Annotated in this window: 18 protein-coding genes; 12 read left to right on the top strand and 6 right to left on the bottom strand. The window is 63.2% G+C overall.

Annotated features, from left to right (window positions below; translation table 11 throughout):
- Positions 1-6: 6 nt before the first annotated feature.
- Together RBA40_RS11485 and RBA40_RS11480 are read right to left on the bottom strand one after the other, a co-directional pair.
- On the bottom strand, positions 7-1,281 hold the full coding sequence (locus RBA40_RS11485) for a c-type cytochrome (protein ID WP_306648000.1): 1,275 nt from the start codon (positions 1,279-1,281) through the stop codon (positions 7-9).
- A gap of 15 nt (positions 1,282-1,296) precedes the next feature.
- Entirely contained in the window at positions 1,297-2,016 is a 720-nt protein-coding gene (locus RBA40_RS11480) for a c-type cytochrome (RefSeq protein ID WP_374710482.1), read from the bottom strand.
- Positions 2,017-2,148: 132 nt separating this feature from the next.
- On the opposite strand from RBA40_RS11480, the gene RBA40_RS11475 reads away from it, so the two are divergent.
- The 4 genes from RBA40_RS11475 to RBA40_RS11460 all read left to right on the top strand — a co-directional run bounded on the left by RBA40_RS11475 (position 2,149) and on the right by RBA40_RS11460 (position 5,234).
- Positions 2,149-3,036 carry a LysR family transcriptional regulator gene (locus RBA40_RS11475; protein ID WP_306647999.1) on the top strand — a complete coding sequence of 296 codons (888 nt, stop codon included), beginning with the start codon at positions 2,149-2,151 and terminating at the stop codon, positions 3,034-3,036.
- Between the two features lie 122 nt (positions 3,037-3,158).
- Positions 3,159-3,785, top strand: a complete 627-nt coding sequence (locus RBA40_RS11470; RefSeq protein WP_306647998.1) for a PEP-CTERM sorting domain-containing protein — start codon at positions 3,159-3,161, stop codon at positions 3,783-3,785.
- Positions 3,786-3,923: 138 nt separating this feature from the next.
- On the top strand, positions 3,924-4,328 hold the full coding sequence (locus RBA40_RS11465; protein ID WP_306647997.1) for a RidA family protein: 405 nt from the start codon (positions 3,924-3,926) through the stop codon (positions 4,326-4,328).
- An 87-nt stretch (positions 4,329-4,415) separates the two neighbouring features.
- The gene (locus tag RBA40_RS11460) at positions 4,416-5,234 is read left to right on the top strand and encodes a hypothetical protein (protein ID WP_306647996.1); all 819 of its coding nucleotides are present in this window, start codon (positions 4,416-4,418) and stop codon (positions 5,232-5,234) included.
- Between the two features lie 58 nt (positions 5,235-5,292).
- Here the strand turns inward: RBA40_RS11460 and RBA40_RS11455 are convergent, their stop codons facing one another.
- Together RBA40_RS11455 and RBA40_RS11450 are read right to left on the bottom strand one after the other, a co-directional pair.
- Positions 5,293-5,889 carry a 3'-5' exonuclease gene (locus tag RBA40_RS11455; RefSeq protein WP_306647995.1) on the bottom strand — a complete coding sequence of 199 codons (597 nt, stop codon included), beginning with the start codon at positions 5,887-5,889 and terminating at the stop codon, positions 5,293-5,295.
- 11 nt (positions 5,890-5,900) lie between these two features.
- Entirely contained in the window at positions 5,901-6,413 is a 513-nt protein-coding gene (locus tag RBA40_RS11450; RefSeq protein ID WP_306647994.1) for a ProQ/FINO family protein, read from the bottom strand.
- Between the two features lie 542 nt (positions 6,414-6,955).
- Between RBA40_RS11450 and rpoD the strand changes: the two genes are divergently transcribed.
- Together rpoD and RBA40_RS11440 are read left to right on the top strand one after the other, a co-directional pair.
- Complete coding sequence (gene rpoD / locus RBA40_RS11445; protein WP_306647993.1) at positions 6,956-9,526, top strand: RNA polymerase sigma factor RpoD; 2,571 nt, start codon at positions 6,956-6,958, stop codon at positions 9,524-9,526.
- A gap of 324 nt (positions 9,527-9,850) precedes the next feature.
- The gene (locus RBA40_RS11440) at positions 9,851-12,034 is read left to right on the top strand and encodes a hypothetical protein (RefSeq protein ID WP_306647992.1); all 2,184 of its coding nucleotides are present in this window, start codon (positions 9,851-9,853) and stop codon (positions 12,032-12,034) included.
- Between the two features lie 210 nt (positions 12,035-12,244).
- On the opposite strand, the gene RBA40_RS11435 is transcribed toward RBA40_RS11440, so the two are convergent.
- Positions 12,245-13,615, bottom strand: coding sequence for a PAS domain-containing sensor histidine kinase (locus tag RBA40_RS11435; protein ID WP_099880815.1), 1,371 nt, complete (start codon positions 13,613-13,615; stop codon positions 12,245-12,247).
- 231 nt (positions 13,616-13,846) lie between these two features.
- On the opposite strand from RBA40_RS11435, the gene RBA40_RS11430 reads away from it, so the two are divergent.
- Complete coding sequence (locus tag RBA40_RS11430; protein WP_306647991.1) at positions 13,847-14,260, top strand: DUF4124 domain-containing protein; 414 nt, start codon at positions 13,847-13,849, stop codon at positions 14,258-14,260.
- A gap of 40 nt (positions 14,261-14,300) precedes the next feature.
- Here RBA40_RS11430 and ppc read toward each other — a convergent pair whose 3' ends face one another.
- The gene (gene ppc, locus RBA40_RS11425) at positions 14,301-17,120 is read right to left on the bottom strand and encodes a phosphoenolpyruvate carboxylase (RefSeq protein WP_306647990.1); all 2,820 of its coding nucleotides are present in this window, start codon (positions 17,118-17,120) and stop codon (positions 14,301-14,303) included.
- A 142-nt stretch (positions 17,121-17,262) separates the two neighbouring features.
- Here ppc and hemC point away from each other — a divergent pair, with 142 nt between their 5' ends.
- The 5 genes from hemC to ppa all read left to right on the top strand — a co-directional run bounded on the left by hemC (position 17,263) and on the right by ppa (position 22,236).
- Positions 17,263-18,237: a hydroxymethylbilane synthase gene (gene hemC / locus RBA40_RS11420; RefSeq protein WP_374710481.1), complete on the top strand. Its 975-nt coding sequence runs from the start codon at positions 17,263-17,265 to the stop codon at positions 18,235-18,237.
- The gene (locus RBA40_RS11415; protein ID WP_306648161.1) at positions 18,230-19,000 is read left to right on the top strand and encodes a uroporphyrinogen-III synthase; all 771 of its coding nucleotides are present in this window, start codon (positions 18,230-18,232) and stop codon (positions 18,998-19,000) included. The genes hemC and RBA40_RS11415 overlap by 8 nt, the downstream gene beginning before the upstream one ends.
- Before the next feature lie 110 nt (positions 19,001-19,110).
- Positions 19,111-20,163: a uroporphyrinogen-III C-methyltransferase gene (locus tag RBA40_RS11410; RefSeq protein WP_374710480.1), complete on the top strand. Its 1,053-nt coding sequence runs from the start codon at positions 19,111-19,113 to the stop codon at positions 20,161-20,163.
- 1 nt (position 20,164) lies between these two features.
- Positions 20,165-21,361 carry a heme biosynthesis protein HemY gene (locus tag RBA40_RS11405; protein ID WP_306647988.1) on the top strand — a complete coding sequence of 399 codons (1,197 nt, stop codon included), beginning with the start codon at positions 20,165-20,167 and terminating at the stop codon, positions 21,359-21,361.
- Between the two features lie 329 nt (positions 21,362-21,690).
- Complete coding sequence (gene ppa, locus RBA40_RS11400; RefSeq protein WP_054263314.1) at positions 21,691-22,236, top strand: inorganic diphosphatase; 546 nt, start codon at positions 21,691-21,693, stop codon at positions 22,234-22,236.
- Positions 22,237-22,392 lie beyond the last annotated feature (156 nt).

Genomic DNA, 22,392 nt, shown 5'->3' with positions numbered 1-22,392 from the left:
GGCAACTCAATCGAGCGGCGCGCTGCGATACCTGTTGACCTCCGACGCCGTCACCGGCGGCGCCTTGTTGCCCCAGCTGCTACGCAGATAGGTCACCACGGCTGCCACTTCATGGTCGTTCATGCTGTGGCTGTAGGGCGGCATGCCGTACGGACGCGGATTGCCGGCCGTACCCGGCGCAAAGCCGCCGTTGAGCACGATGCGGATCGGATTGACGGCTTCCTTCATCGTCAGCGCGCGGTTGCCGGCCAGCGGCGGGTAGTGCGGCGGCAAGCCCTTGCCGTCCGAACCGTGGCATTCCACGCAGCTCGCTTCGTACAGCTTCTTGCCCTCCGCAATCACTTGGCCCACGCGCGGATCGGTCGATATCTCGACCGCTGGCGCCGGCGTGGCCGGCAGCGACTTGAGATACACCGCCATCGCCGTCACGTCCTCGGTGTCCAGATGCTGCAGGCTGCGCTGCACCACCTCGGCCATCGGGCCGAACACGGTCGCGCGCGGCGAGATGCCGGTCTTGAGCAGATCAACGATGTGCGGCACTTCCCAGCTGCCCAGGCCCGCTTCGGCGTCGGAAGTGAGTGATGGGGCGTACCAGCCGATCATCGGAATCAGGCCGCCCGACAAGCCGTCTTCGCTGGCGCCGAAGCTGTTGCGCGTGCTGTGGCAGGCGGCGCAGTGGCCGAGCCCCTCGACCAGGTAGGCGCCGCGGTTCCACTGGGCGTTCTGGCTGCTGGCCGGCACGTACTCGCCCGGCTTGAAGTACAGCAGGCGCCAGCCGGCCAGCATGATCTGCCGGTTGTAGGGGAAGGCGAGGCGATGCGGCTGGTTCGGAACTTTCTGCGCGGGGATGCTTTGCATGAAGGCATACAACGCGTCCGAGTCGGCACGGCTGACCTTGGTGTAATTGGTGTACGGGAAGGCCGGATACAGCAGGCGGCCATCGCGCGATGTGCCGTTGTGCAGCGCGTTCCAGAAGTCGTCCGCACTCCAGGCGCCGATGCCGGTGTCGCGGTCGGAGGTGATGTTGGGCGCAACCAGGCTGCCGAAGGGCGTTTCCAGCGCCCGCCCGCCGGCGTATTCGGGGCCGCCACGCACGGTGTGGCACGCCATGCAGTCGCCCGCCTTGGCCAGGTAAGCACCACGGGCAATGTTGTCGGCGGTCGGCGCGAAGGCGGCCGGCGACGAGGCGGCGATGAAGTCGTTGCGTGGCCAGGCGATGGCCACGGCAACGCCGATCACGGCGGTCAGTGCCGCCAGGCTGATGAGTAATTTCTTTTTCATGAATCGGTTCCTGGCTTAATCCGGGGCGCTGCCGCACTTGATGGGCAAGGGGCGGGCGATGGCGGCGACGGGACGGGCGTCGGGCGCTGCCTGCTGGGTGCCGAGCCAGGCGGTCACGGCGGCCACGTCTTCCAGGCTCAGGCGCTCGGTGATCACGGCCATGCAGTCGGGCTCGTGGGCACGGCGCGTCTTGTTGCGCCAGGCGCCGAACTGGGCGGTGAGATAATCGGGCGGCAAGCCGACCAGCCCGGGAATCGATGGCGTCACGCCGGTCAGTTTTTCGCCGTGGCAAGCGATGCAGGCGGGGACCTTGATGGCGGGGTCGCCCTGCATGGCGAGCTGGCGGCCGCGCGCCAGCATGGCGGGCGCGCTGGCGCTGGCGCTGGCGCGCGCCGGCGCCGGCGGCAGGTGTTCGCTGGCGAAGTGGTCGGCGATCTCGCGCAGGTAAGCGTCGGGCAGGTAGTCGACCATGTAGGTCATCAGCGGAAACTGGCGCCGGCCTTCGCGGAAATTGACCAGCTGGTTGTACAGGTAGCCCGCCGGCTTGCCGGAAATGCGCGGGAAGAAGGCGTCGTTGACGTCCTTCTTGGCGTGGCAGGAGGCGCAGGCGAGCAGGCGCTGCTGCATGGTGTCCGGCAGCACGGCGGGGCGCTCGGCCGCGTGCAGCGGGGGCGCTGCCATTGCGAGGAACGCAAGCGCGCCAAGCACGACTGTGCTGGTGAGGGTGTTTCGCATGGATGATTCTCTGATAAGGTAACCGGTGGCAGCATCATAGCGCGTCGGGGCAGGGCACGACAGGTGCAGTGCGCGGCGAAAAAGCGGATCAGCGCCAGACGGCGCCATTGAAAAAGGGTGGGAATATCGTTCATGATCGACAAGCTGGAGATCACGCATTTAAGAATCCTGGATGCCTTGTACAAGCTCGGCAAACTGTCGGCGGCGGCGGAGCATCTGGGCGTATCGCAGCAGGCGATCAGCCTGCAGTTAAAGAAACTGAGAGAGATCCTCGGTGACCCGCTGTTTGTCCGCACCGGACACGGCATGGCGCCGACGCCGTACGCCAAACTGATCGAATCGCATATTCATCAGGTGCTGGTGCGGATCAACGCCATTCCGCTGCCGGATTCGGTAACGCCCGACACAATCAGCAGGACGCTGTCGATCTGCGCGACCGATTACACGCAAAAAGTGATCGTGAACGCCTTGATCCGGGATTTGCGCGTGTCCGCACCCAGGGTGAAAATCATCGTGGTGGATATCGAGGTGAACGACCTGACCGCGAAAATGCATCAGGGCGACATCGACCTGACGTTCACCGTCGACGGCTACGTCCCGGTCGGGCTGATTTCCGAGCCGCTGTTCATTGAACAATACCGCTGCGTGTCGGCCGACAGCGCCATGCTGACGGGCCAGGCCATGCCGCTGGCGAAGCTGATCGAGTACGACTTCATTGTCACGTCGCCCGGCATCGGCAGTTTTAAAGGGTCGGCGGACACGTGGTTCGAACGGCAGGGGTTGCGCCGCAACGTGGTGCTCTCCGCGCCGTCCTTTTTCATGGCGCAGGCGTTTCTGAAGCAATCGGACATGGTGGCTTTTCTTCCCTCGCGCCTGCTGCCCACCGACGGCTTGTTCGACATTCCTCTGGAAAAGTACCCGCCGGGGTACGAAGTGGTGGCGGCATACCATCCGAGCGCAAACAACGATCCCTTCATGCGCTGGCTGCTGGGGCGGGTAAAGCGCTTGCTGGCCGCATGATTGCGATGCGCCCGCGCATGGGCCTGACGCCATGGGTATGCAAAATTGTAAATGTTTAATAAATAGTAATTATTCCCTGGTAATATTGCTTTGAATTTTTTAAAACGGATCATTGGAGAATCATGAAAAAATTACTAGCAGCAGTTTTCGTCGCCGGCACCCTGCTCAGCCAGGCTGCCTCGGCCGCGATCCAGACCTACACGTTTTCTGGTGTGGTCGAAAGCATGTCGCACATGAGCAGGGTGGAAGGGCCATGGGGCCCGGATTACGTGTGGCGCGACATTACCAGCGGTCAGTCCTGGACCTATGGCAGCATCAGCGTCGGTGAGCGCTTCAGCGGCACCCTGAGCTTCGACGATGCCCTGGTTAAAACCACTGGCGCCACCGGATCGTATTCGATGACGTTCGCAAACGGCGAGGACACGGCGGTCGTCGACGGACAGATCTATGGATACGGTGGGAGCAAACCTGGGTTCACCTTGCACGGTCCCTATGTCAGTTTGGGATTTGACGTTGCAGGCCTGTTCACGCCGGGCCAGCCTGTCGTCCTGAGCGCGCAAGGCGCCACGGTCGGTGCCAGCTGGCGTCCGAGCGCCTCGGATGGCGGCGACACTTCCTTCGTTGGCAAGATGGACACCCTGGTTAACGTGACGGCCGTGCCGGAACCGTCGACCTACGCGATGCTGCTTGGCGGCCTGCTGCTTGTCGGTGCACGGGCACGCCGCATGCGCGCCAAGCGGGCCGCGTAAGAAATCGTCCGCAAGTGAGCGCGCCAGGTTCACCGCGCGACATGGTTTCGCTTGTATCGCTTACAAGCGCAGCGCGATTGATGGGCCCGGCGCGCGCCAGCATACTGCGACCTCATTCATTTTCCTGTGAGGTCGTGCATGCGTATCAAACAAATCAATCCGGCTGCCTTGTACGACGGCGCCCCGTTCGGCATGTCCCAGGCCACGGCCGATACCGCAAGCGGCTTGGTCTTCGTGTCGGGACAGGTCGATTGGGATGCCAATTACCACGTTAACCATGGCAGCATCGAAGCGCAGGCCGACAGTGCCGTGCAAAACCTGCTGACCGTGCTGGAAGCGGCCGACTCGTCGGTCGACAATATCCTGCAGCTGCGCGTGTATGTCCGAGGGGAGCTGGGCGAACACATGGACAAACTGGTTCCCGTGATCGCCAGGTACTTCGGCGCAACGCGCCCGGCGCTGACCGGTATCGGCGTCGCCTCGCTGGCCTCGCCTGAGACCTTGATTGAAATTGAAGCGGTGGCGCGCGTGCGAGCGCGCTGAGGGAAGTTGCGGATTTTTCCGGCCTTATGATTTTCGCATGATCTTGCGCTAAAATCGGGGCCCTTCCATCCCGCTTGCCGCCTTCCAATGACCAACCGCATCCTGACGTTTCCCGTTCTCCTGTGCGTTCTGCTCGCCGCGTGCGGCAAGTCGCCCAGTCCAACGCCGGCCACCACAAGCACGGACGCGCCAGCGGCGTCCACCTCGGCCGCCAGCGGCGAGAGCTGGGAAGTGGTGCTGCTCGAACGCGACGATCCGCCCAATCAGCTGATCAGGATGATGCACGACGCGGCTTACCTGCCGTGCGTTGAAGTGGCCAGGCTGCTCAAGGTGTCCGTCAAGCCGTTCCCGGTGGTGCCCGATAACTACGGCCACCGGCGCGTGACCCGGATTACCAACGGTACCTCGAGCGTGGTCAAGACCGAATCGCTGGGCGGCGAGGACGCGTCATCGATGGATCCCAAGACCGGATGCGTCTACACGCTGCCGTCCGAAAAGATGGTCAGCGTCTCGGTCACTCACGCCGGCAAGGCGACCCGGATCGAAGACGGCAAGGTCACCTCGGTCGATGAGATTCCCGAATGGCCAGCCCATGCCCCGCGCGGGAAGGACACCACCGAGTATACCCAGGCGCGCACCGTCAACGGCGTCGAGCTGCGCTGCCTGCCGCCCAACTTCTGGACCATGAACACCAATAAGTATCTGGATTTGCGCGAGATGTGCGTCTACAAGACCGACAAGGTGCTGGTGGACGAGTCGGGCGATCCGCTGATCTTGCTGTCGCACGCGTACGCCAACGTCGTCAATCCGAAATATGCCTATACGGCGATCGTGGAGCCGCTTTCGCTGCGCCGCATTCCCAAGAGCGAGAAGGATCCTTACCAGGTTGGTAACTGGGGCAAATGATGAGCAAGTAATGAGAAAGTACGCCAAGGCCCGCGCGAGGCGGGCCGGCGGCCGGCGCTCAGGGGGCGCTTTTGGCCGCCGCCTGATCCGAGCGCCAGCGCCGGTACACGCGCAGGGCCACGTGGGCATCGTCGGCGGCGTACAGGATCTGCTTGTCGCTCAGGCGCGGCAGGGACCAGTTGGTGGTGGTGATCTTTTTGGATTTTTGCAGCTTCTGGCCGAAGAAGCGCGCGACCGCGGTCTTGGCACCCAGGGTGTTGCGTTCGCCCTTGCGCAGCGCGTTCGACAGGTCGAGCACGTTATGGGTGTCGATGCCGAGCTTGCTTTGCAGGCGCAGCAGGTCATCCTTCAGGCCGAAACCGACCTTGAGGATGGTCTTCGATTCGAGCACGGCCTTGAGCACATCGACGGACGGCTTGGCGCCGATCTGGAACAGATAAGCGACCTCGTCGGTCGCCAGCTGCACCAGGTGCGGGCCGGTCGACTGTTCACCCTTCAGGAAGGTCGGCTTCGATTCGGTATCGAAGCCGAGCACGTCCGTGGAGGAGAGCGCCGCCAGCGCTTCGGCCGCATCCTGGTCGGATTTGACCATGCGCACGTCGGCCAGCTTGATGCCGTCGTAAGGCGGCAGCAGCGCGTCCGGATCGGTCGTCATTGAGCCCGAAATCAACCGTTGCGCGAGAACTTGGAGGCGAGCTGGAGCAGCTTTTCCTGGCGCAGGCGGTTCGCTTCGTCCGCTTGCGCGGCGTCGCGTTCGGCCTTCTTGCGCTCGGCTTCTTTCTTGAAGCGCTGCTGCAGGGTTTCCTTGGCGTGGGAGCGGTGGATGTCGGTCACTTCCGCGCCGGCCACGCCGTCGAGGTCGTAGCGCACCGTGGCTTTTTCCATCGCGCGCAGATAGCGCAGGGAACCCGTGTGGATGCCCAGCGCGGCGCGCATGGTCTTGCGGTCCAGGCCGGGAACGCGCGCCAGAAGCTGCTTGTCGATGCCGATGGCCAGGGGCAGGCAGTCGCGGAAAGCAGGGAACTGTTGTTGCAATTGCTTGAGCAGGGAGCGCGCGCTTTGCGCGGGTGCCGGAGCTGGCGCGGTGACCGCAGGTGCTGGAGCGGTAATCGCGGGTGCTGGAGCTGGCGCTGTGACGGGAACGTCCGCGGACTCGGCGGCAAGACTAGTTGTATTCATTGACTTCATTGTAAGAGCTGGAACCGGAAGGATAGCATGCGGCCATAGGCGCGTGCGGGGATTTTATTCGCTTTGGACCCATCCGCACATGCGCGGATGAGCAGGAAATCGTGTATCATCCACCTCTTGCCCTGCGCGCGGGTTGACGAAGCGCAGAAGGTTCAGTCAGTAGGAAGAGGGCGTCACGGCACCAGCGGTGTGAGCTAGGATTATATCTTTGGCTTATATCTGGTATTCGATATATCAATTATCGCGATATCTCGCATTGGTGCATAATAGTGACTGTCTCCTCTATTCTTCATCTGAAAAATAGATTCAAGCCCGTTTTGCCACGGGCTTTTTTTCGTTCCGCCATGCATAGCGCCATTTTGATCATAGCACACGCACCACTGCAACCCCGCACGGGGAATGCCCGCCTGGGCTACCGAAGCAGTCGGTCGTGCTTGCAATTCGGCTACATCGCCCTTAGCTAGGGCCATCCTGATACACGTTCCATCGAGCGCGGTACGCCGGGCTCGGGTGGATTATTGACTGGAGTTTTAATGAAGAACACCGCTAAGACCTTAACCCTGACCGCCACCAAAGCGCCGCGTAAAAGCAGCGCCCAGCTGGCTGTGCCGAAAACCGCGACCTCCTACTTCCTCGAAACGGAAGCGGCGGCCAAGGTAACGGTGGTCAAGAAGGGTTCGCGCCTGGCCGCGGTGATGGCTGCCGCCGATCCGGTCGAGCAGGTCGAAGTGGGCGTGCCCGCCGAGACCATGCAGGACGTAGCCCAGGACGCGGTATCGTACGCCGCCGAATCTGAATCCGAATCCGCGCCCGCCGACGGCGCCGCCGTGCCGGTCGTGGTGCGCAAGCGCTCCAAGCTGGCCGCGCGTCCCGACCTGGCCGCCGAAGTCCACGCCGATCTGGTGCCGGGCATGAAAGTGGCGCCGAAAGCGCGCACCGCCGTCAAGAAGATGGATCCGGAACCGACCATGATCCAGACCGCCGGCCAGGCTGTCAGCCAGACCACCGACGCCGCCGCGCTGGCCGCGATCGACACGTCCGGCTACCTGCTGCCATCGGTCAAGGTACCGGGCCGCCGCGGCCGTAAGCCAAGCGAATTCACGCCGGAGAACGACGAAGTCGCGGCGCTCAACGCGGTCGAACGCGCCGAGCTGAAAGCAGTCTCGAAAGCCAAGGAACGCAAGGCCAAGGGCGGCGTGAACGGCATGCTGGCCGCCGACCCGAAAGCGTCGGAAGCGGATATGGAACGGCGCCGCCAGCAGATCAAGAACCTGATCAACATGGGCAAGGAGCGCGGCTACCTGACCTATGCGGAGATCAACGATCAACTGCCGGAAAACATCATCGATCCGGAAGCGGTCGAAGGCATCATCGCCACCTTCAACGACATGGGCATCGCTGTCTACGAGCGCGCTCCCGACGCCGAAATGATGCTGCTGACCGACACGGTCGCCACCGCCACCAGCGACGATGAAGTCGAAGCGGCCGCGGCGACGGCGCTGTCGACGGTCGATTCCGACTTCGGCCGCACCACCGACCCGGTCCGCATGTACATGCGCGAAATGGGCGCGGTGGCGCTGCTCACGCGCGAAGGCGAGATCGAAATCGCCAAGCGCATCGAGGGCGGCCTGAAAGACATGGTCCAGGCCATTTCGGCTTGCCCGACCACGATCGCCGAGATCATCGCGCTGTCGCACAAGATCGCCAACGACGACCTCAAGGTCGACGAAGTGGTGGACGGTTTCGTCGACCACAACGAGAGCTCGGCCCCGGCCGCGCCCGTGGTGCACGCCGCGCCGTCGGAAGATGACGAAGAAGAGGAAGAAGAAGTCGAGGAAGAAGACGGCGACGCCAATGGCGGCGCGGCGGGCTTCTCGGCCGAACAGCTGGTCCAGCTGCGCAAGAACGCGCTGGACAAGTTCAAGATCATCGAAGTCGAATTCGACAAGATGGCCAAGGCCTTCGAGAAGGATGGCTACGGCACCAAGAACTACGTCAAGGCGCAGGAAGTCATTTCCAACGAGCTGCTGGGCATCCGCTTTACCGCCAAGGTCGTCGAGAAGCTGTGCGACACCCTGCGCGGCCAGATGGATGAAGTGCGCCATATCGAAAAAGCCGTGCTGGCGATCTGCGTGGACCGTTGCGGCATGCCGCGCGCCCACTTTATCAAGGTCTTCCCGGGCAACGAGACGGACCTGGCATGGGTCGACCGCGAAGTCGACTGCGCCTATCCGTACAGCGTGGTGCTGAGCCGTAACGTACCGGCGATCAAGGAACTGCAACAGCGCATGATCGACCTGCAGGCGCGCGTGGCATTGCCGCTGGCTGACCTGCGCAAGATCAACAAGCAGATGGCCGCTGGCGAAAAGCGCGCGCGCCACGCCAAGCGCGAGATGACGGTTGCCAACTTGCGTCTGGTGATTTCGATCGCCAAGAAGTACATCAACCGCGGTCTGCAGTTCCTCGATCTGATCCAGGAAGGCAATATCGGTTTGTTGAAGGCAGTCGACAAGTTCGAGTACCGTCGCGGCTACAAGTTCTCCACGTATGCAACGTGGTGGATTCGCCAGGCCATCACGCGTTCGATCGCCGACATGGCGCGCACCATCCGCGTGCCGGTGCACATGATCGAAACGATCAACAAGATGAACCGCATTTCGCGTCAGATCATGCAGGAAACGGGCAGCGAGCCGGACCTGGCGACCCTGGCCTTGAAGATGGAAATGCCGGAGAACAAGGTTCGCGAGATCATGAAGATCGCGAAAGAGCCGATTTCGATGGAAACGCCGATGGGCGAGGATGGCGATTCGCAGCTGGGCGACTTCATCGAAGACAATGCGACCTTGGCGCCGCTCGATGCCGCCTTGCATGCGTCGATGCGCAATGTGATCAAGGAAGTGCTCGATTCGCTGACCCCGCGCGAAGCGAAAGTGTTGCGTATGCGCTACGGTGTTGAAATGTCGAACGACCACACGCTGGAAGAAGTGGGCAAGCAGTTCGACGTGACGCGCGAGCGGATTCGCCAGATCGAAGCGAAGGCCATGAGCAAGCTGCGCCAGCCATCGCGTTCGGACAAGCTCAAGAGCTTCCTGCACAACCATTAAAGTGCGCTTGTCGCGTCGGCCGTTGGCCGATGCGGCGCTGCAAACAGCCGTGTTCACCTTGCTGGGTGTGCACGGCTTTTTTACGTCTGTGCCGCGCCATGGCTTGGAACCCCAAGCGCGCCTGTTCGCCCACCGGCGTCCACCCCAGTCGCTTCCACGCCGCACTCGGCGCACCCGGTTTTGATCGGCACATGGGGCATGGCAGCACCTCCCTATTGATGTATTATTAATATTTAAATTCGTCATGACGCTCCCGCCCGATTTGTCGCGCCGACGATGCTATCGAGCAGCCGACGCTGCGCTGACATTGCCCGCGATGACGCGATGGCGACTTCGCCATGCGGAATCGGCGGCCTGGGTGATGAGGATGCCGAACCATCTGCGAGGTTGAATATGAGTGGTGCAGCACCTTTGCAGCAAGCCGATACGACGTTGGCCCAGGATAGTGCGCCGTCATTGACGCACGCCGGCGACCCGTCGCCGGCCGCGTTTGTCGATCGACGACCGGTGGCCATGGCGCAGCAACAATTGCAGAAACGTGCAGACAGCAGCGCACGGGCCAGCCGCCTTCAAGCTTTACAATCGATGAGCAATCAACCAGCCGCGCACGGCCTTGGTGGCGCACAAGCACGCGCCGCTGCGCCTTCCGGTGCCGCGCCATTGCAAGGGAAATGGATGCTGCCGGTGCGGGATGCGACGGCGAGCGCGGACGAGATTTATGTGAACGACGCGACAGGGGCGCGCTATAACCATAGCAGTTTCCTGCTGCGCACGGCGTCGGCGGATGAAACGGAACTGCACCGTGATCAAGTCGTGGTACTGATGCGCGAAATACGAAGGGATCTTCGCGAGTCGGAGCTGGCGGCGCTGATTGCCCGCACAGGCAGCGTGCATGGCGCCGTCAGCGCCTACGTTGCGCACCACGCGTCGTCCTCCTCTTCACCGTCCGCCGCCGCCTCGCCGTCCGCGGTGGCGTCCTCCTCGTCCGCCGTTACCACCTTGCCGTCGTCCTCTTCATCGTCCTCCTCACCCCGAGCGGAAATCGATTATTTCGACCGGACCCAGCTGGGATTGAATGCCACGCTCGACGCGGTACAGCCGGAGGGTGACAATGAAGAGGACCGGGGGGCGGTACCATCGCGGCTGTGGCCCCGGATCGGTATAGCTGCTTCCGCCGCGTCCAGTGGCCCGACTGCCAGCGCTAGCGCATCATCGAGGACCATGAATACCTTATTGCTGGCACATGCCGCCTCGGTGCGCGATTATTTGGCCCCGGAAGTGGGGGTGAAAAAGATCGCGGAGCGGGCAATCGGGTTTAATGATGAGCTGTTGCGCCTTGCGAACAATCCCGTCTTTGGCGAGCCATTTACGGTGACAATCAATGTTGGCGACTTGAAGGGATTTGGCGATATCGCCGCCGGGGCAAAGCTGGCCCGCGAGCTCAAGGATTTTTACGCCAGGTTCGAGGAGTGGCAGAAGGTTAGCGTCGAGCTGTATTTGCATAAATTGGACACCCTGAAAACCGAAGAGAAACACGCGGAAATCGAGTCCATAAAGAAACTTGTCGCCAATATCATCGGCAGCTCCGGCGTCCACCTTCACGGGGACACGCCGAACGCACTGGCGGAGGGACCGCAAATGTCGCTTTCCTATCCGGCGCATAACGCGCCGGGTGACAGGAAGGTCACGCAATACGGGTACAACCGGCTCGATTTTGAGCATGGGTTTGGCAGCGGCCCCGGCTTTGGCTCGCTCGGTGTGCTGGCAATCGATCCAAACACGCAAGAGGAAGCGATCGCGCGTGCGGACGATCCGGGCGCATCGGTTGATCTGAGCATCGTCGAAGGGCTGTCGCGTGCTTACCAGATCCGAAAAACGCATTTCGCCTATTTTTCGGTGTCGAAGAAGCAGCCCGCCAGCTTCGCAAAGAAGGTATGCGCGGCGCTGGAAGGGAACACGGCTATCGTGTTTGCCAAGTTGCCGCTGGACAAACCGATTGCGACGGTCGCCGCCAGTATCAGCGCGCTGCCCATGGTAGGCGACATGATCATGGTCACGGTCACTGGCGGCGCGTTCAACATCGAGGAAAGGAAAAACCCCAAGGCGGCGAAGTCCGCGCACAAGGTCCTGTTGATCAACTTTGCCTCGACATTGGCCAACGTCGATATGCTTTCCATGTATTACAAGAGCGACGGTGTGGTCGGGGCGACCGGCGATCAAAGCTTCATGGAGGCCTATGCGATGCGGCGCGCGAAAAACCGCAGCGTCCCGTCGAAGGGCGGTGCGGACATCTTGTACGATGTCGTCGAGCAGCAACGGCATCTGTACGGTCATCTCGGTGAACTACAAACAGGCACGTACAGAGACGGCATGGACGGCGAGGGTTTGAAGGAGGTGCGTGTCGACGAGAATATTTCTGCGGCACTCGACGCGAAATTACTCAAGTATCCAGTGATTATGATGATCAACGATGCGATATTGGAGGCGGCACGCCCGGCCGAGCAATAGGCCCGCGCTGCCGCGTCATCGGCCGGCGCGCTGGTGGCGCATTGCCGTTGCCGCAAGGCCAAAAAAATGCGCATCCGGAAGCCCGGACGCGCAAACAGGGGTAGTCAATAAACCAGGCCGAACCTGTCGCACCTGTTCTATCGGGGCTCATTGTACATACGTTTTTTACACTGCCGCGATCGATCCCTTATATTTTTTGAATCGTTGTATTTACGCCAATCCAGCCTCCGTTTCGTGGCTTTCCAGCGGAATCATCATGGCCAGGGTCGTGCCGCCGCCCGGCCGGCTGTCGATCACCATCTGCCCGCCGAACACATCAACCCGCTCGCGAATGCCGCGCAGCCCGAACGAGGCCACCTTGGCCGCGTCTCCCGGCCCCATGCCGACGCCATTGTCGACGATGGTAATGGTCAGGTATTCCATGCCGATTTCCAGCCCCACGTCCACATGGGTTGCCTTGGCGTGCCGCAAGATATTGAGCAGGCACTCCTGGATGATGCGGAAAATGACTTCGGTACGGTGGCTGTCCGGCGGCGGTCCTTCGCCCTCGCTCACGGTCAGCGAGGTGGCAATGCCGCTGCGTTTTTCGAATTGCTGCACCAGCCACTCCGCCGCCGCGGGCAAACCCAGTTCCAGGGTGCTCGGATGCAGGTCGTTCATGATCGCGCGCACCGACCGGATGGTCAGGTCGATGGTGTCGAGCACGTCGCCGACCTTGCGCTTTAGCAAGGGATGGCGCTGGCCGGCGCGCGCGTGCAGCATTTCCACGTCGATCTTGAGCGCCATCAGGTTCTGCCCCAGCTCGTCGTGGATGCCCTTGGCGATGCGTTTGCGCTCTTCTTCCTTGATCGTTTCAAGATGGGAACTGAGCTGGCGCAGCTCGCGGAAGGATTCGGCCAGCGCATTTTCGGCCATCTGGCGCTCGGCTACCTCGATGCGCAACTGGGCGTTGCTGCGCTCCAGCTCGGCTGTGCGCATGCGGATGCGCACTTCCAGCCCGATCTGTACCGCCGCCAGTTCCAGCTCGGCCGCCTTGCGTTCGGTGATGTCGGTCAGCATCAGCAAGGTGCCCTCGGCCACGCCGTCGTCGCCCAGCATCGGCCGCCCGCTCACAATCGCCCAGCCGATGCTGCCGTCCACCCGCCGGTACGACAGGTCGTGGGTGAAGCCGACATGGGCGGCATCGGTGCTGATCATCTCATCCAGGTCGCGCCGCGGATTGTCGCCCAGAAAGTCACGCATCGATCTACCCACCAGGGTGCCGGGCGTGGCGCCGAACATCTGGGCCAGGCGCGCATTGGCAAAGGTGGTGTTGGATTCCTTATCGAGCGTCCAGACGCCTTCGTGGGCGGTGTCGATGAAGTGGCGGTAGCGGCTCTGCGCGGTGTTGCGCGCCATGGCCAACGCCCGTATGCGCAGGCTGACCACAAGGGCGGCGCCGGCCAGCGCAATGGTGAGGGAGAACAGCCATCGGGGCACGGCGTGCGCGTCGCTCAGGGCAATGAGCGCCACCACCGACGCCAGGATCAGGACGATGGCGGCTACGGTCAGGCAAAGCGACTCCACGCTCCACGTCTTCATGCGCACACCCCTCGTGGTTCAGTCAGGTTGTTGGTCAGTTTATTCTATGCCAGCTTTTGGGAAGCAGCATTATTTGTATTAGACAAGCGAATCGGGCGTATGCCCCGTGCATGCCAGGCTGGCGTGTTGGTAAATTGCCTCATAGAAAGTTGTTGATTGCCCAAAAGGTGGTTTGCTGCCAAACTTTACGGCGCATCCCCCTGCCACGCCAGCCTGAGCCAGATTGCCACCATGATTCCACGTCCGCTTTACTTCGCCCTGATCCTCTCCGCTGCGCACGGCATCGCTCAGGCACAGGTCATCAAGTGCAAGGATGCCAGCGGCCGCACGACCTATCAAAGTACGCCTTGCGCCTCGGAGCAGGGGGCGCGCGAGCAGAAAATGGCGGCGCCCGTGCAGAAGGCCGCCAGCGCCGCGACGCCGAAAAAAGATCCGGTTTCGCCCGAGCAGGCGGACATGGCGGCCGTCAACGAACGGATGCGCGTGCGCATGTGCGAGATCTATCGCAAGAATGTGAGCGTGCTGAAGGATTCTGAAAAAATGATTGTCCCCGATGGCAAGGGGGCCTTGCAGGTCGCCGATGCCAAGCGCCGGGCGACGGAGATCGCGCAGGCGGAGCAACGCGTCGCCGAGAACTGCAAGTGACAAGCGGGCGGCGCGCCGTACTGGCGCGCCGCCCCGGCGCTTAACCCGTATTGCGCAGGCCGGCGGCCACGCCGTTGATCGACAGGTGGATGCCGCGGTGAACCCGCTCGTCGACCTTGTCCGGCTCGCCCGACAGCGCGCGATGGCGGTGGATCAGCTCGACCTGCAAGTGATTGAGCGGATCGAGGTAGGCGAAGCGGTTCTGGATCGAGCGCGCCAGCAGCGGATTGCCGGCCAGGCGTTCGTGCGCGCCGGTGATCATCTCCAGGCAGCGCAAGGTGGTACCGTGTTCGGCTGAAATGCGCTTGAAGATGCGCTCGCGCAGCTCCACGTCGGCCACCAGTCCCGCGTAGCGCGAGGCGATCGCCAGGTCGGTCTTGGCCAGCACCATGTCCATGTTCGACAGCAGCGTGGCGAAGAACGGCCACTCCTTGAACATGGCTTGCAGGGTCGCGATTTTTTCGTCGCGGTTGCCTTCCTCGATCCACTGCGTGATGGCCGAACCGAAGCCGTACCAGCCCGGCAGCAGCAGGCGGCATTGGCCCCATGAGAACCCCCACGGAATAGCGCGCAGGTCTTCGATGCGCTTGGTCGACTTGCGCGACGCCGGACGCGAACCGAGATTGAGTTCGGCGATTTCGGCGATCGGCGTGGCCGAGAAAAAGTAGTCGGTGAAGCCCGGCGTTTCGTAGACCAGGTTGCGGTAAGCCTTGTAGGCGCGCTCGGACAGGTCGGCCATGATGGCCTCGAAGCCGGCCAGCTGCTTGGCCTTGGCGCCTTCGGCGGCGTGCGGCATCAGGCTCGCTTCGAGCGTGGCGGCGACCAGCAGCTCCAGGTTGCGGCGGCCGATTTCGGCGTTCGAGAACTTGGAGGCGATGATTTCGCCCTGTTCGGTCAGGCGGATCTGGCCATTGACGGTGCCCGGCGGCTGCGCCAGGATCGCTTCGTAGCTCGGTCCACCACCGCGGCCGACCGTGCCGCCGCGGCCATGGAACAGGCGCAGCTTGACACCAGCGTCGGCGAACACCTTGACCAGGTGGATTTCGGCCTTGTACAGCTCCCAGTTCGACGTCAGGAAGCCGCCATCCTTGTTCGAGTCCGAGTAGCCGAGCATGACTTCCTGCAGCTGGCCCTGGTGTGCGATCAGTTCTTTCACCAGCGGCAGCGCCATCCACTCGTTCATGATGCCGGCCGCGCGCTGCAGGTCGGGAATCGTTTCGAAGAGGGGGATGACCATGGCGTCGAGCTGCTTCTCGCGCGGGCGCAGGAGACCGGTTTCCTTTTGCAGCAGCAGCACTTCGAGCAGGTCCGACACGGTCTCGGTGTGCGAAATGATGTAGTTGCGGATCGCGCGCTTGCCGTAGCGCTGGCGGATATCCTTGGCTGCGCGCAGGATCGCCAGTTCGGACGCGGTTTCCTCGCTCAATTCGGCGTACGGCGAATACAGCAGGCGCGGTTGCGCCAGTTCGGCCAGCAGCAGCTGCACCTTTTGCTCTTCGGTGAGCTTGGTGTAATCGGCTTCGACGCCGGCGCCGGCGAACAGTTCGGCCAGCACGCGTTCATGCACGTCGGAAGTCTGGCGCATGTCGAGCGAGGCCAGATGGAAGCCGAAGATGGCGGCGGCGCGCTGTACCGTGGCCAGGCGCGGCTTGACCAGCAACTGCCCGTGATGGGCGCGCAGCGAGTCGGCCAGCACCTGCAGGTCGGTACAGAATTCGGTGGCGTCCAGGTAAGGCGCGGCGTGGCCGACTTCCTTGCGCAGGATGTTGGTCGCGCCCAGCGAACGGGCGGTGGCGGCCAGGCGCGCGTAGATGCCGATCAGGGCGCGCCGGTATGGCTCGTCGCTGCGGTGCGGCGACTGGTCGGGCGAGGCGTCGGCCAGCGCTTGCAGGGCAGGGCTGGCACCGACCATCAGGGTCGAAATCGACAGTTCGGCGCCGAGCGCGTGCACTTCGTCGAGATAGAAATCGAGAATGGTGGTGGCCTGGCGCACCAGCGCGTGCTGCATGGTGCCGGCGTTGACGTTCGGGTTGCCATCGCGGTCGCCGCCGATCCAGCTGCCCATCTGCACGTAGGAGTTGTCGTTGTGAGGCGCCGCACCGTCCGCATCATCAGGATAGTGGGCGGCGATTTCTTCTTCGATGTCGTCGTACAGGCCGGGCAATTCGCGCAGGAAGGTGATGCGGTAGTAGGACAGGGCGTTGTCGATTTCGTCGGCCACGGTCAGCTTGGAGTAGCGCAGCATGCGCGTTTGCCACAAGGTCGCGATGCGCGCGTGCAGCAGGGCCATGTTGGCCACGCGTTCGCGCGGGGTCAGCGGCAGGTCGCGTTCGGCCAGCAGGCGCGCGATGTCATGCTCGGCGTCGAGGATGCTCTTGCGCTGCACTTCGGTCGGGTGGGCTGTCAATACGGGCGCGATCAGGGCGTCGCCAAAAAAGGTGCGCACGGTATCGCTGCCCACGCCGGCGGCCTTCAGCTTGGACAGCGCGAAGCTCACGCTGCCCTGTTGCGGGGCAGAGCCAGCCAGCAGGTGGGCGCGGCGGCGGCGGATGTGGTGCTGGTCTTCGGCGATGTTGGCCAGGTGCGAAAAATACGAAAACGCGCGCACCACCGAAATGGTTTGCTCGCGCGTGAGCTTGTGCAGCAGGGCGGTCAGGTCCTGGCCGGCCTGGGCGTCGTCCTCGCGCCGGAAACGCACCGCGGTCTGGCGGATGGTCTCGACGACATCGAAGACGGCTTCGCCTTCCTGGTCGCGCAGCACGTCACCGAGCAGGCGGCCGAGCAGGCGGATATCTTCTTTCAGCGGAGCGTCCTTGTCGAGGACTGGAGGGGTTTCTTGTGCAGCAGATAAATTTACCATGTTGGACCACAGAGTGAAAGTTGGTGCAAAGGCTTCTGGCCAGGTTCTGCAAAGGGGACGCATGATAAAATTTGTGATCTTATGCAGGCGCCGATGACTGCCATAACCGGTTTGAGGTTTTACGACAGTGAAAGAATCCGTTTTGAAAGCAACTGAATTGAATCAGCAGCCCTCCAAGCTCATTATCGCTTCGCGCGAAAGCCGGCTCGCCATGTGGCAGGCTGAGCATGTTCGCGCGCAATTATCTTTATTATATCCGCAGTGCAGCATCGAGATTCTGGGAATGACCACGCGGGGCGACCAGATCCTCGACCGCACTTTATCAAAGGTCGGCGGCAAGGGGCTGTTCGTCAAGGAACTGGAGGTGGCGATGGCCGAAGGGCGCGCCGACCTGGCCGTGCATTCGCTCAAGGACGTGCCGATGGATTTGCCGGAGGGCTTCGAGCTGGCCGCCGTGCTGGAGCGGGAAGACCCGCGCGATGCGTTCGTGTCGAACGATTTCGGCAGCCTGGCCGAGTTGCCGCCGGGCGCGGTGGTGGGCACCAGCAGCCTGCGGCGCCAGTCGCTGATCGCGGCGCGCTATCCGCACCTGGTGATCAAGCCGCTGCGCGGCAACCTCGATACGCGCCTGGGCAAGCTCGATCGCGGCGAGTATGCCGCCATCATCCTGGCCGCCGCGGGCCTCAAGCGCCTGGGCCTGCCGCAGCGCATCCGTTCGCTGCTGGACCCCGAGCATTCGCTGCCGGCGGCCGGGCAGGGCGCGATGGCGATTGAAATCGTGTCGGGCCGTACCAATGGGGTCGACCTGCGCGCCGTGCTGGCGCCGCTGAACCACCTGCCGACCGCGCAGCGCGTCGCGGCCGAGCGCAAGGTATCGAAGGTGTTCGGCGGCAGCTGCCAGATTCCGCTGGCGGCCTTCGCCACCATCGACGATGGCGTGATGCACCTGCGCGCCATGGTCGCCACGCCCGACGGCAAGCGCAGCGCGCACGCCGAACTGCGCGGCCCGGCCGATGCCCCGGAACTGCTCGGGCAGCAGGTGTCGGACTTGCTCGACACCCAGGATGCGCGCGCGATCCTGGCCGCCTGCAAGGCCGATGTCGCCGCCGATGCCTGACGCGGTCATCATCACCCGTCCGCTGGCGCAGGCTGGCGCGCTGGCCGAGCAGGTGAGATCGCTCGGGCGCGAGGCGGTGCTGCTGCCGCTGCTGGAGATCTCGGCGCTGGAGGACCAGGGCCCGCTGAAGGCGGCGCTGGCCGGCATGCACGATTGCGCCATGGTGGCGTTCGTGTCGCCCAACGCGATCGATGCGGCGTTTGCCCACATCGGCGTGTGGCCGGCCTGGGTGACGCTGGCGGTGCTGGGCGAGGGCAGCCGCGCCGCGCTGGAACGGCATGGCATCAATAATCATACGGCGACCATCGTCAGCCCGCGCGACCCGGCCCGCAGCGACTCGGAAAACCTGCTCGAAACGCTCGACCTGGCGGCCCTGGCCGGCCAGAAGGTGCTGATCGTGCGCGGCGAAAGCGGGCGCGAACTGATGGCCGACGGCCTGCGCGCGGCCGGCGTGCTGGTCACGACCGTGGCGGCCTACCGGCGCAATGTGCCGGCCTTGACGCCCGCCCTGGCACAGCAGCTGCGCGCGCTGATGGAAGGCGCCAACGACTGGATACTCACCAGTTCCGAGGCGCTGCGCGCGCTGGTGGCGCTGGTGCAGGAGATGGGCGATCCCGCCCTTGTGGAAAAAATGCAACAACAGCATCTGATCGTGCCGCATGCCCGTATTGCCGAAACGGCAAGCAGCTTGGGCCTGCGCCATTTGACGCTGTGCGGATCAGGCGACGAACGTCTGCTTGCCGCGTTACAATCACGAGCATGAACGAATTGCCTACATTACCTGAACACAATGCAGCACCCGGTGCTGCTTCCCATGCCGACAAATACAGCGAGCCGGCGGGCGGGCGCGTGCGCTCATCCGGCGGCGACAGCATGACTGAAATTTTGCAGCGTCCGATGACGGTGGTGGTGATCCTGCTGGCGCTGCTGCTGGCCGCACACGCCTGGTCGACGCGCAGCAATCTGCTCAAGTTGCGCATGGAAATGGCCAACCGTCTGCAAAAGGGTGAAGTGGTCAATACCGAAACCAGCACGCTGGTGCGCACGGTGCAGGACCAGACCAAGGATTTGCAGGCCAAGGTCAGTTTGCTGGAAAACCGCCAGCTCGAAGCCCAGAGCCAGCAACTGGCGCTAGAACAGCTGTACCAGGATTTGTCGAAGAACCGCGACGAATGGGCGCTGGCTGAAATTGAACAGGTGCTCTCGACCGCCAGCCAGCAGCTGCAACTGGCCGGCAATGTGCAGGGTGCGCTGATTGCGCTGCAAAATGCCGACCGTTCGCTGTCGCGCTCGGACAAGCCGCAATTCATCACGATCCGCCGCGCGATTGCGGGCGATATCGACAAGCTCAAGGCCCTGCCGGCGCTGGACCTGACCGGTGTGGCACTGCGCCTGGACAACGTGATTACGCAAGTCAATACCCTGCCGATGCTGGCCGACGAAAAACCGGCTTTGCCGGCCAAGCCGGTCAAGGTGGCGGTGGCCCCGGTGGCGCCGAAAGCGGGCGCCGCGCCTGTCGCGACCCCGGCTCCGGTCAAGGAGTCGATGCTGGTGCGGGTGCAGGACGTGTGGCAGAGCTGGACCGGCGAAATGTGGGATGAAATGCGCCAGCTGATCCGCGTGCGCCGGGTCGATACGCCCGAAGCGCTGATGCTCTCGCCGTCGGAAACCTATTTTGTGCGCGAAAACGTCAAGCTGCGCCTGCTGAACGCGCGTATGGCGCTGCTGGCACGCAATGAAGTGGCTTTCCGCAACGACCTGGTGGCAGCGCAGGACGCCCTCGCCAAGTATTTCGATACGCGCGCCGGCACCACCCAGACTGCGCAAGCGCTGCTGCGCCAGGTCCAGGCCAGCAATCTGGCGATCGAGATGCCGTCCCTGTCCGACAGCCTGAACGCCGTGCGCAACTACAAAGCGAAGCCATAACATGCGTCTTCTTCTCTGGTTAGTCGCGCTGATGGCCGCGGCCATCGGTATTGCCGTGACGGCACGCTTTAATCCGGGCAACGTGGTGTTTTTCTACCCGCCGCACCGGATCGACATGTCGCTCAATTTCTTCGTCGTGGTCGTGGTACTGCTGTTCCTCGTCATGTACGCCTTGCTGCGCGCCCTGCGCGCCACCGTCGGCATGCCGGGCCGGGTGGCCGCCTACCGCCAGCGCAAGCGCGAGCGCGATGGCAACAAGGGCTTGCGCGATGCGCTCAAGGCCCTGTTCGAGGGCCGCTTCGGGCACGCCGAAAAAGCCGCCGTGCGCGCCGCCGAACTGCCCGAAAACGCCGGCATCGCCGCCCTGATCGGCGCCCGCGCCGCGCACCGCATGCGCCAGGGCGCGCGGCGCGACAACTGGCTGGCCGGCGTGGTGCACGACAACACGCTCAAAACCGCGCGCCTGATGACCATGACCGAGCTGCTGGTCGACGACCACCAGCCGCAGGCGGCGCTCGATGCCGTGGCCGAACTCAATGCCAGCGGCACGCGCCATATCCATGCGCTGCAATGGTCGATGAAGGCGCACCAGCAAGCCAAGAACTGGCCGGAAGTGCTGCGCCTGGTGCGTTCGCTCGACAAGCACAAGGCGCTGCATCCGGCCCTGTCGGCGCGCCTGCGCGAGCTGGCTTACGACGCCTTGCTGTCCGATGGTTCGCACGATGCCGAATCGATCCTGCGCGTGTGGGCCACCGTGCCGAGCGCCGACCGGGTCAAGCCCTACGTGGCGGCGCGCGCGGCGGCGGCCTTGAATGCACGCGGCCTGCACGACGAAGCGCGCGCCAGCGCCGAGGAAGCGCTGTGCGCCAACTGGGACGACCGCGTGGTGCGCGCCTACCGCGACGCGGCCGCGCAGGCTGGTTCGCCCGCGCTGCTGGCCCAGATCGAGCATTGCGAAGCGTGGATGAAGCAGCGCCCGACCGATGCCGAACTGGCGCTCACGCTCGGCTCGCTGTGCCTGAAGCAGAAACTGTGGGGCAAGGCCCAGCGCTACCTGGAACAGGCCCTGTCGGACGCGACCGAGCCGCGCATGGTGCGCGAGGCACACCTGAAGCTGGCGCAGATGCACGAAGCGCTCGGCCAGCAGGAAGAAGCCAATGCGCATTTCAGGCAGTGCGCGCTGGCGAGTATTTTGTGATCGATGCCGCTGGTTTGAAAACCGTTGTGCCCGCGCCAAGGCTTCCTTCGGCGGTCGCCAAAGTGTTTTCCACAGCCGGCAACTGAGCGACGAACTTGGGCCCCCGCCGTTGCGGGGGCGACGGTTTTGAGCTTAGCGGTACGGTATGGCCCGCGGTTTTTTGTGCGCTCGCCAGCCGATTTCCTTGCCCTCGCCAGCCAATTTCCTGCCCCTCTCCAGTCGATCTTCCCGCGCAAAGCGCGCGACGACGCTTGCTGCAATGCACAAGCTAGCGTGAAACTTCGTTATAATGTCGGCCATTGACCCCCTCAGCAATCTAAGGATATCCCATGAGTTTGAATAAAGTCTCCGCCGGCCGCGATGTGCCGAATGATTTCAACGTGATCATCGAAATCCCGATGAATGCCGATCCGATCAAGTATGAAGTCGACAAGGAATCGGGCGCGATTTTCGTTGACCGTTTCATGGGCACCGCCATGCACTACCCGTGCAACTACGGTTATGTGCCGAACACGATCGCCGACGACGGCGACCCGTGCGACGTGCTGGTCATCACGCCGTTCCCGCTGATCCCTGGCGTCGTGGTACGTTGCCGCGCTATCGGCGTGCTGAAAATGACCGACGAAGCCGGCGGCGACGCCAAGGTGCTGGCGGTTCCTGTCGATAAGATCCTGCCGATCTACAAGCACTGGCAAAAGCCGGAAGACATGAACGAACTGCGCCTGCAGCAGATCCAGCACTTCTTCGAGCACTACAAAGACCTGGAGCCAGGCAAGTGGGTCAAGGTCGAAGGCTGGGGCGGTCCTGAAGATGCCAAGGCAGAGATCATGAACGGCATCGCCGCGTTCGACAAAGACAAGGCCGCCAAGGCGTAAGTCTTGCTGGTCGTTGCCCTTGGCAGCGACCAGCTTCCGGTAGATGGCATGCCGCAGTATACGACGCGCTCCCGAGGGAGCGCGTCGTGCGTTTAGTGCGCCCAGCATGGGCGCACTCCTGTGGGTGCAAGTCCCGCCGCAAGCTGACCACAGTGG

Source organism: Massilia pseudoviolaceinigra (genome assembly GCF_030846505.1).
Taxonomy (GTDB): Bacteria; Pseudomonadota; Gammaproteobacteria; order Burkholderiales; family Burkholderiaceae_D; genus Telluria_A; species Telluria_A violaceinigra.
Note: the sequence above shows the minus strand (reverse complement) of the source record. Positions and strands in the feature narration are given on the sequence as shown.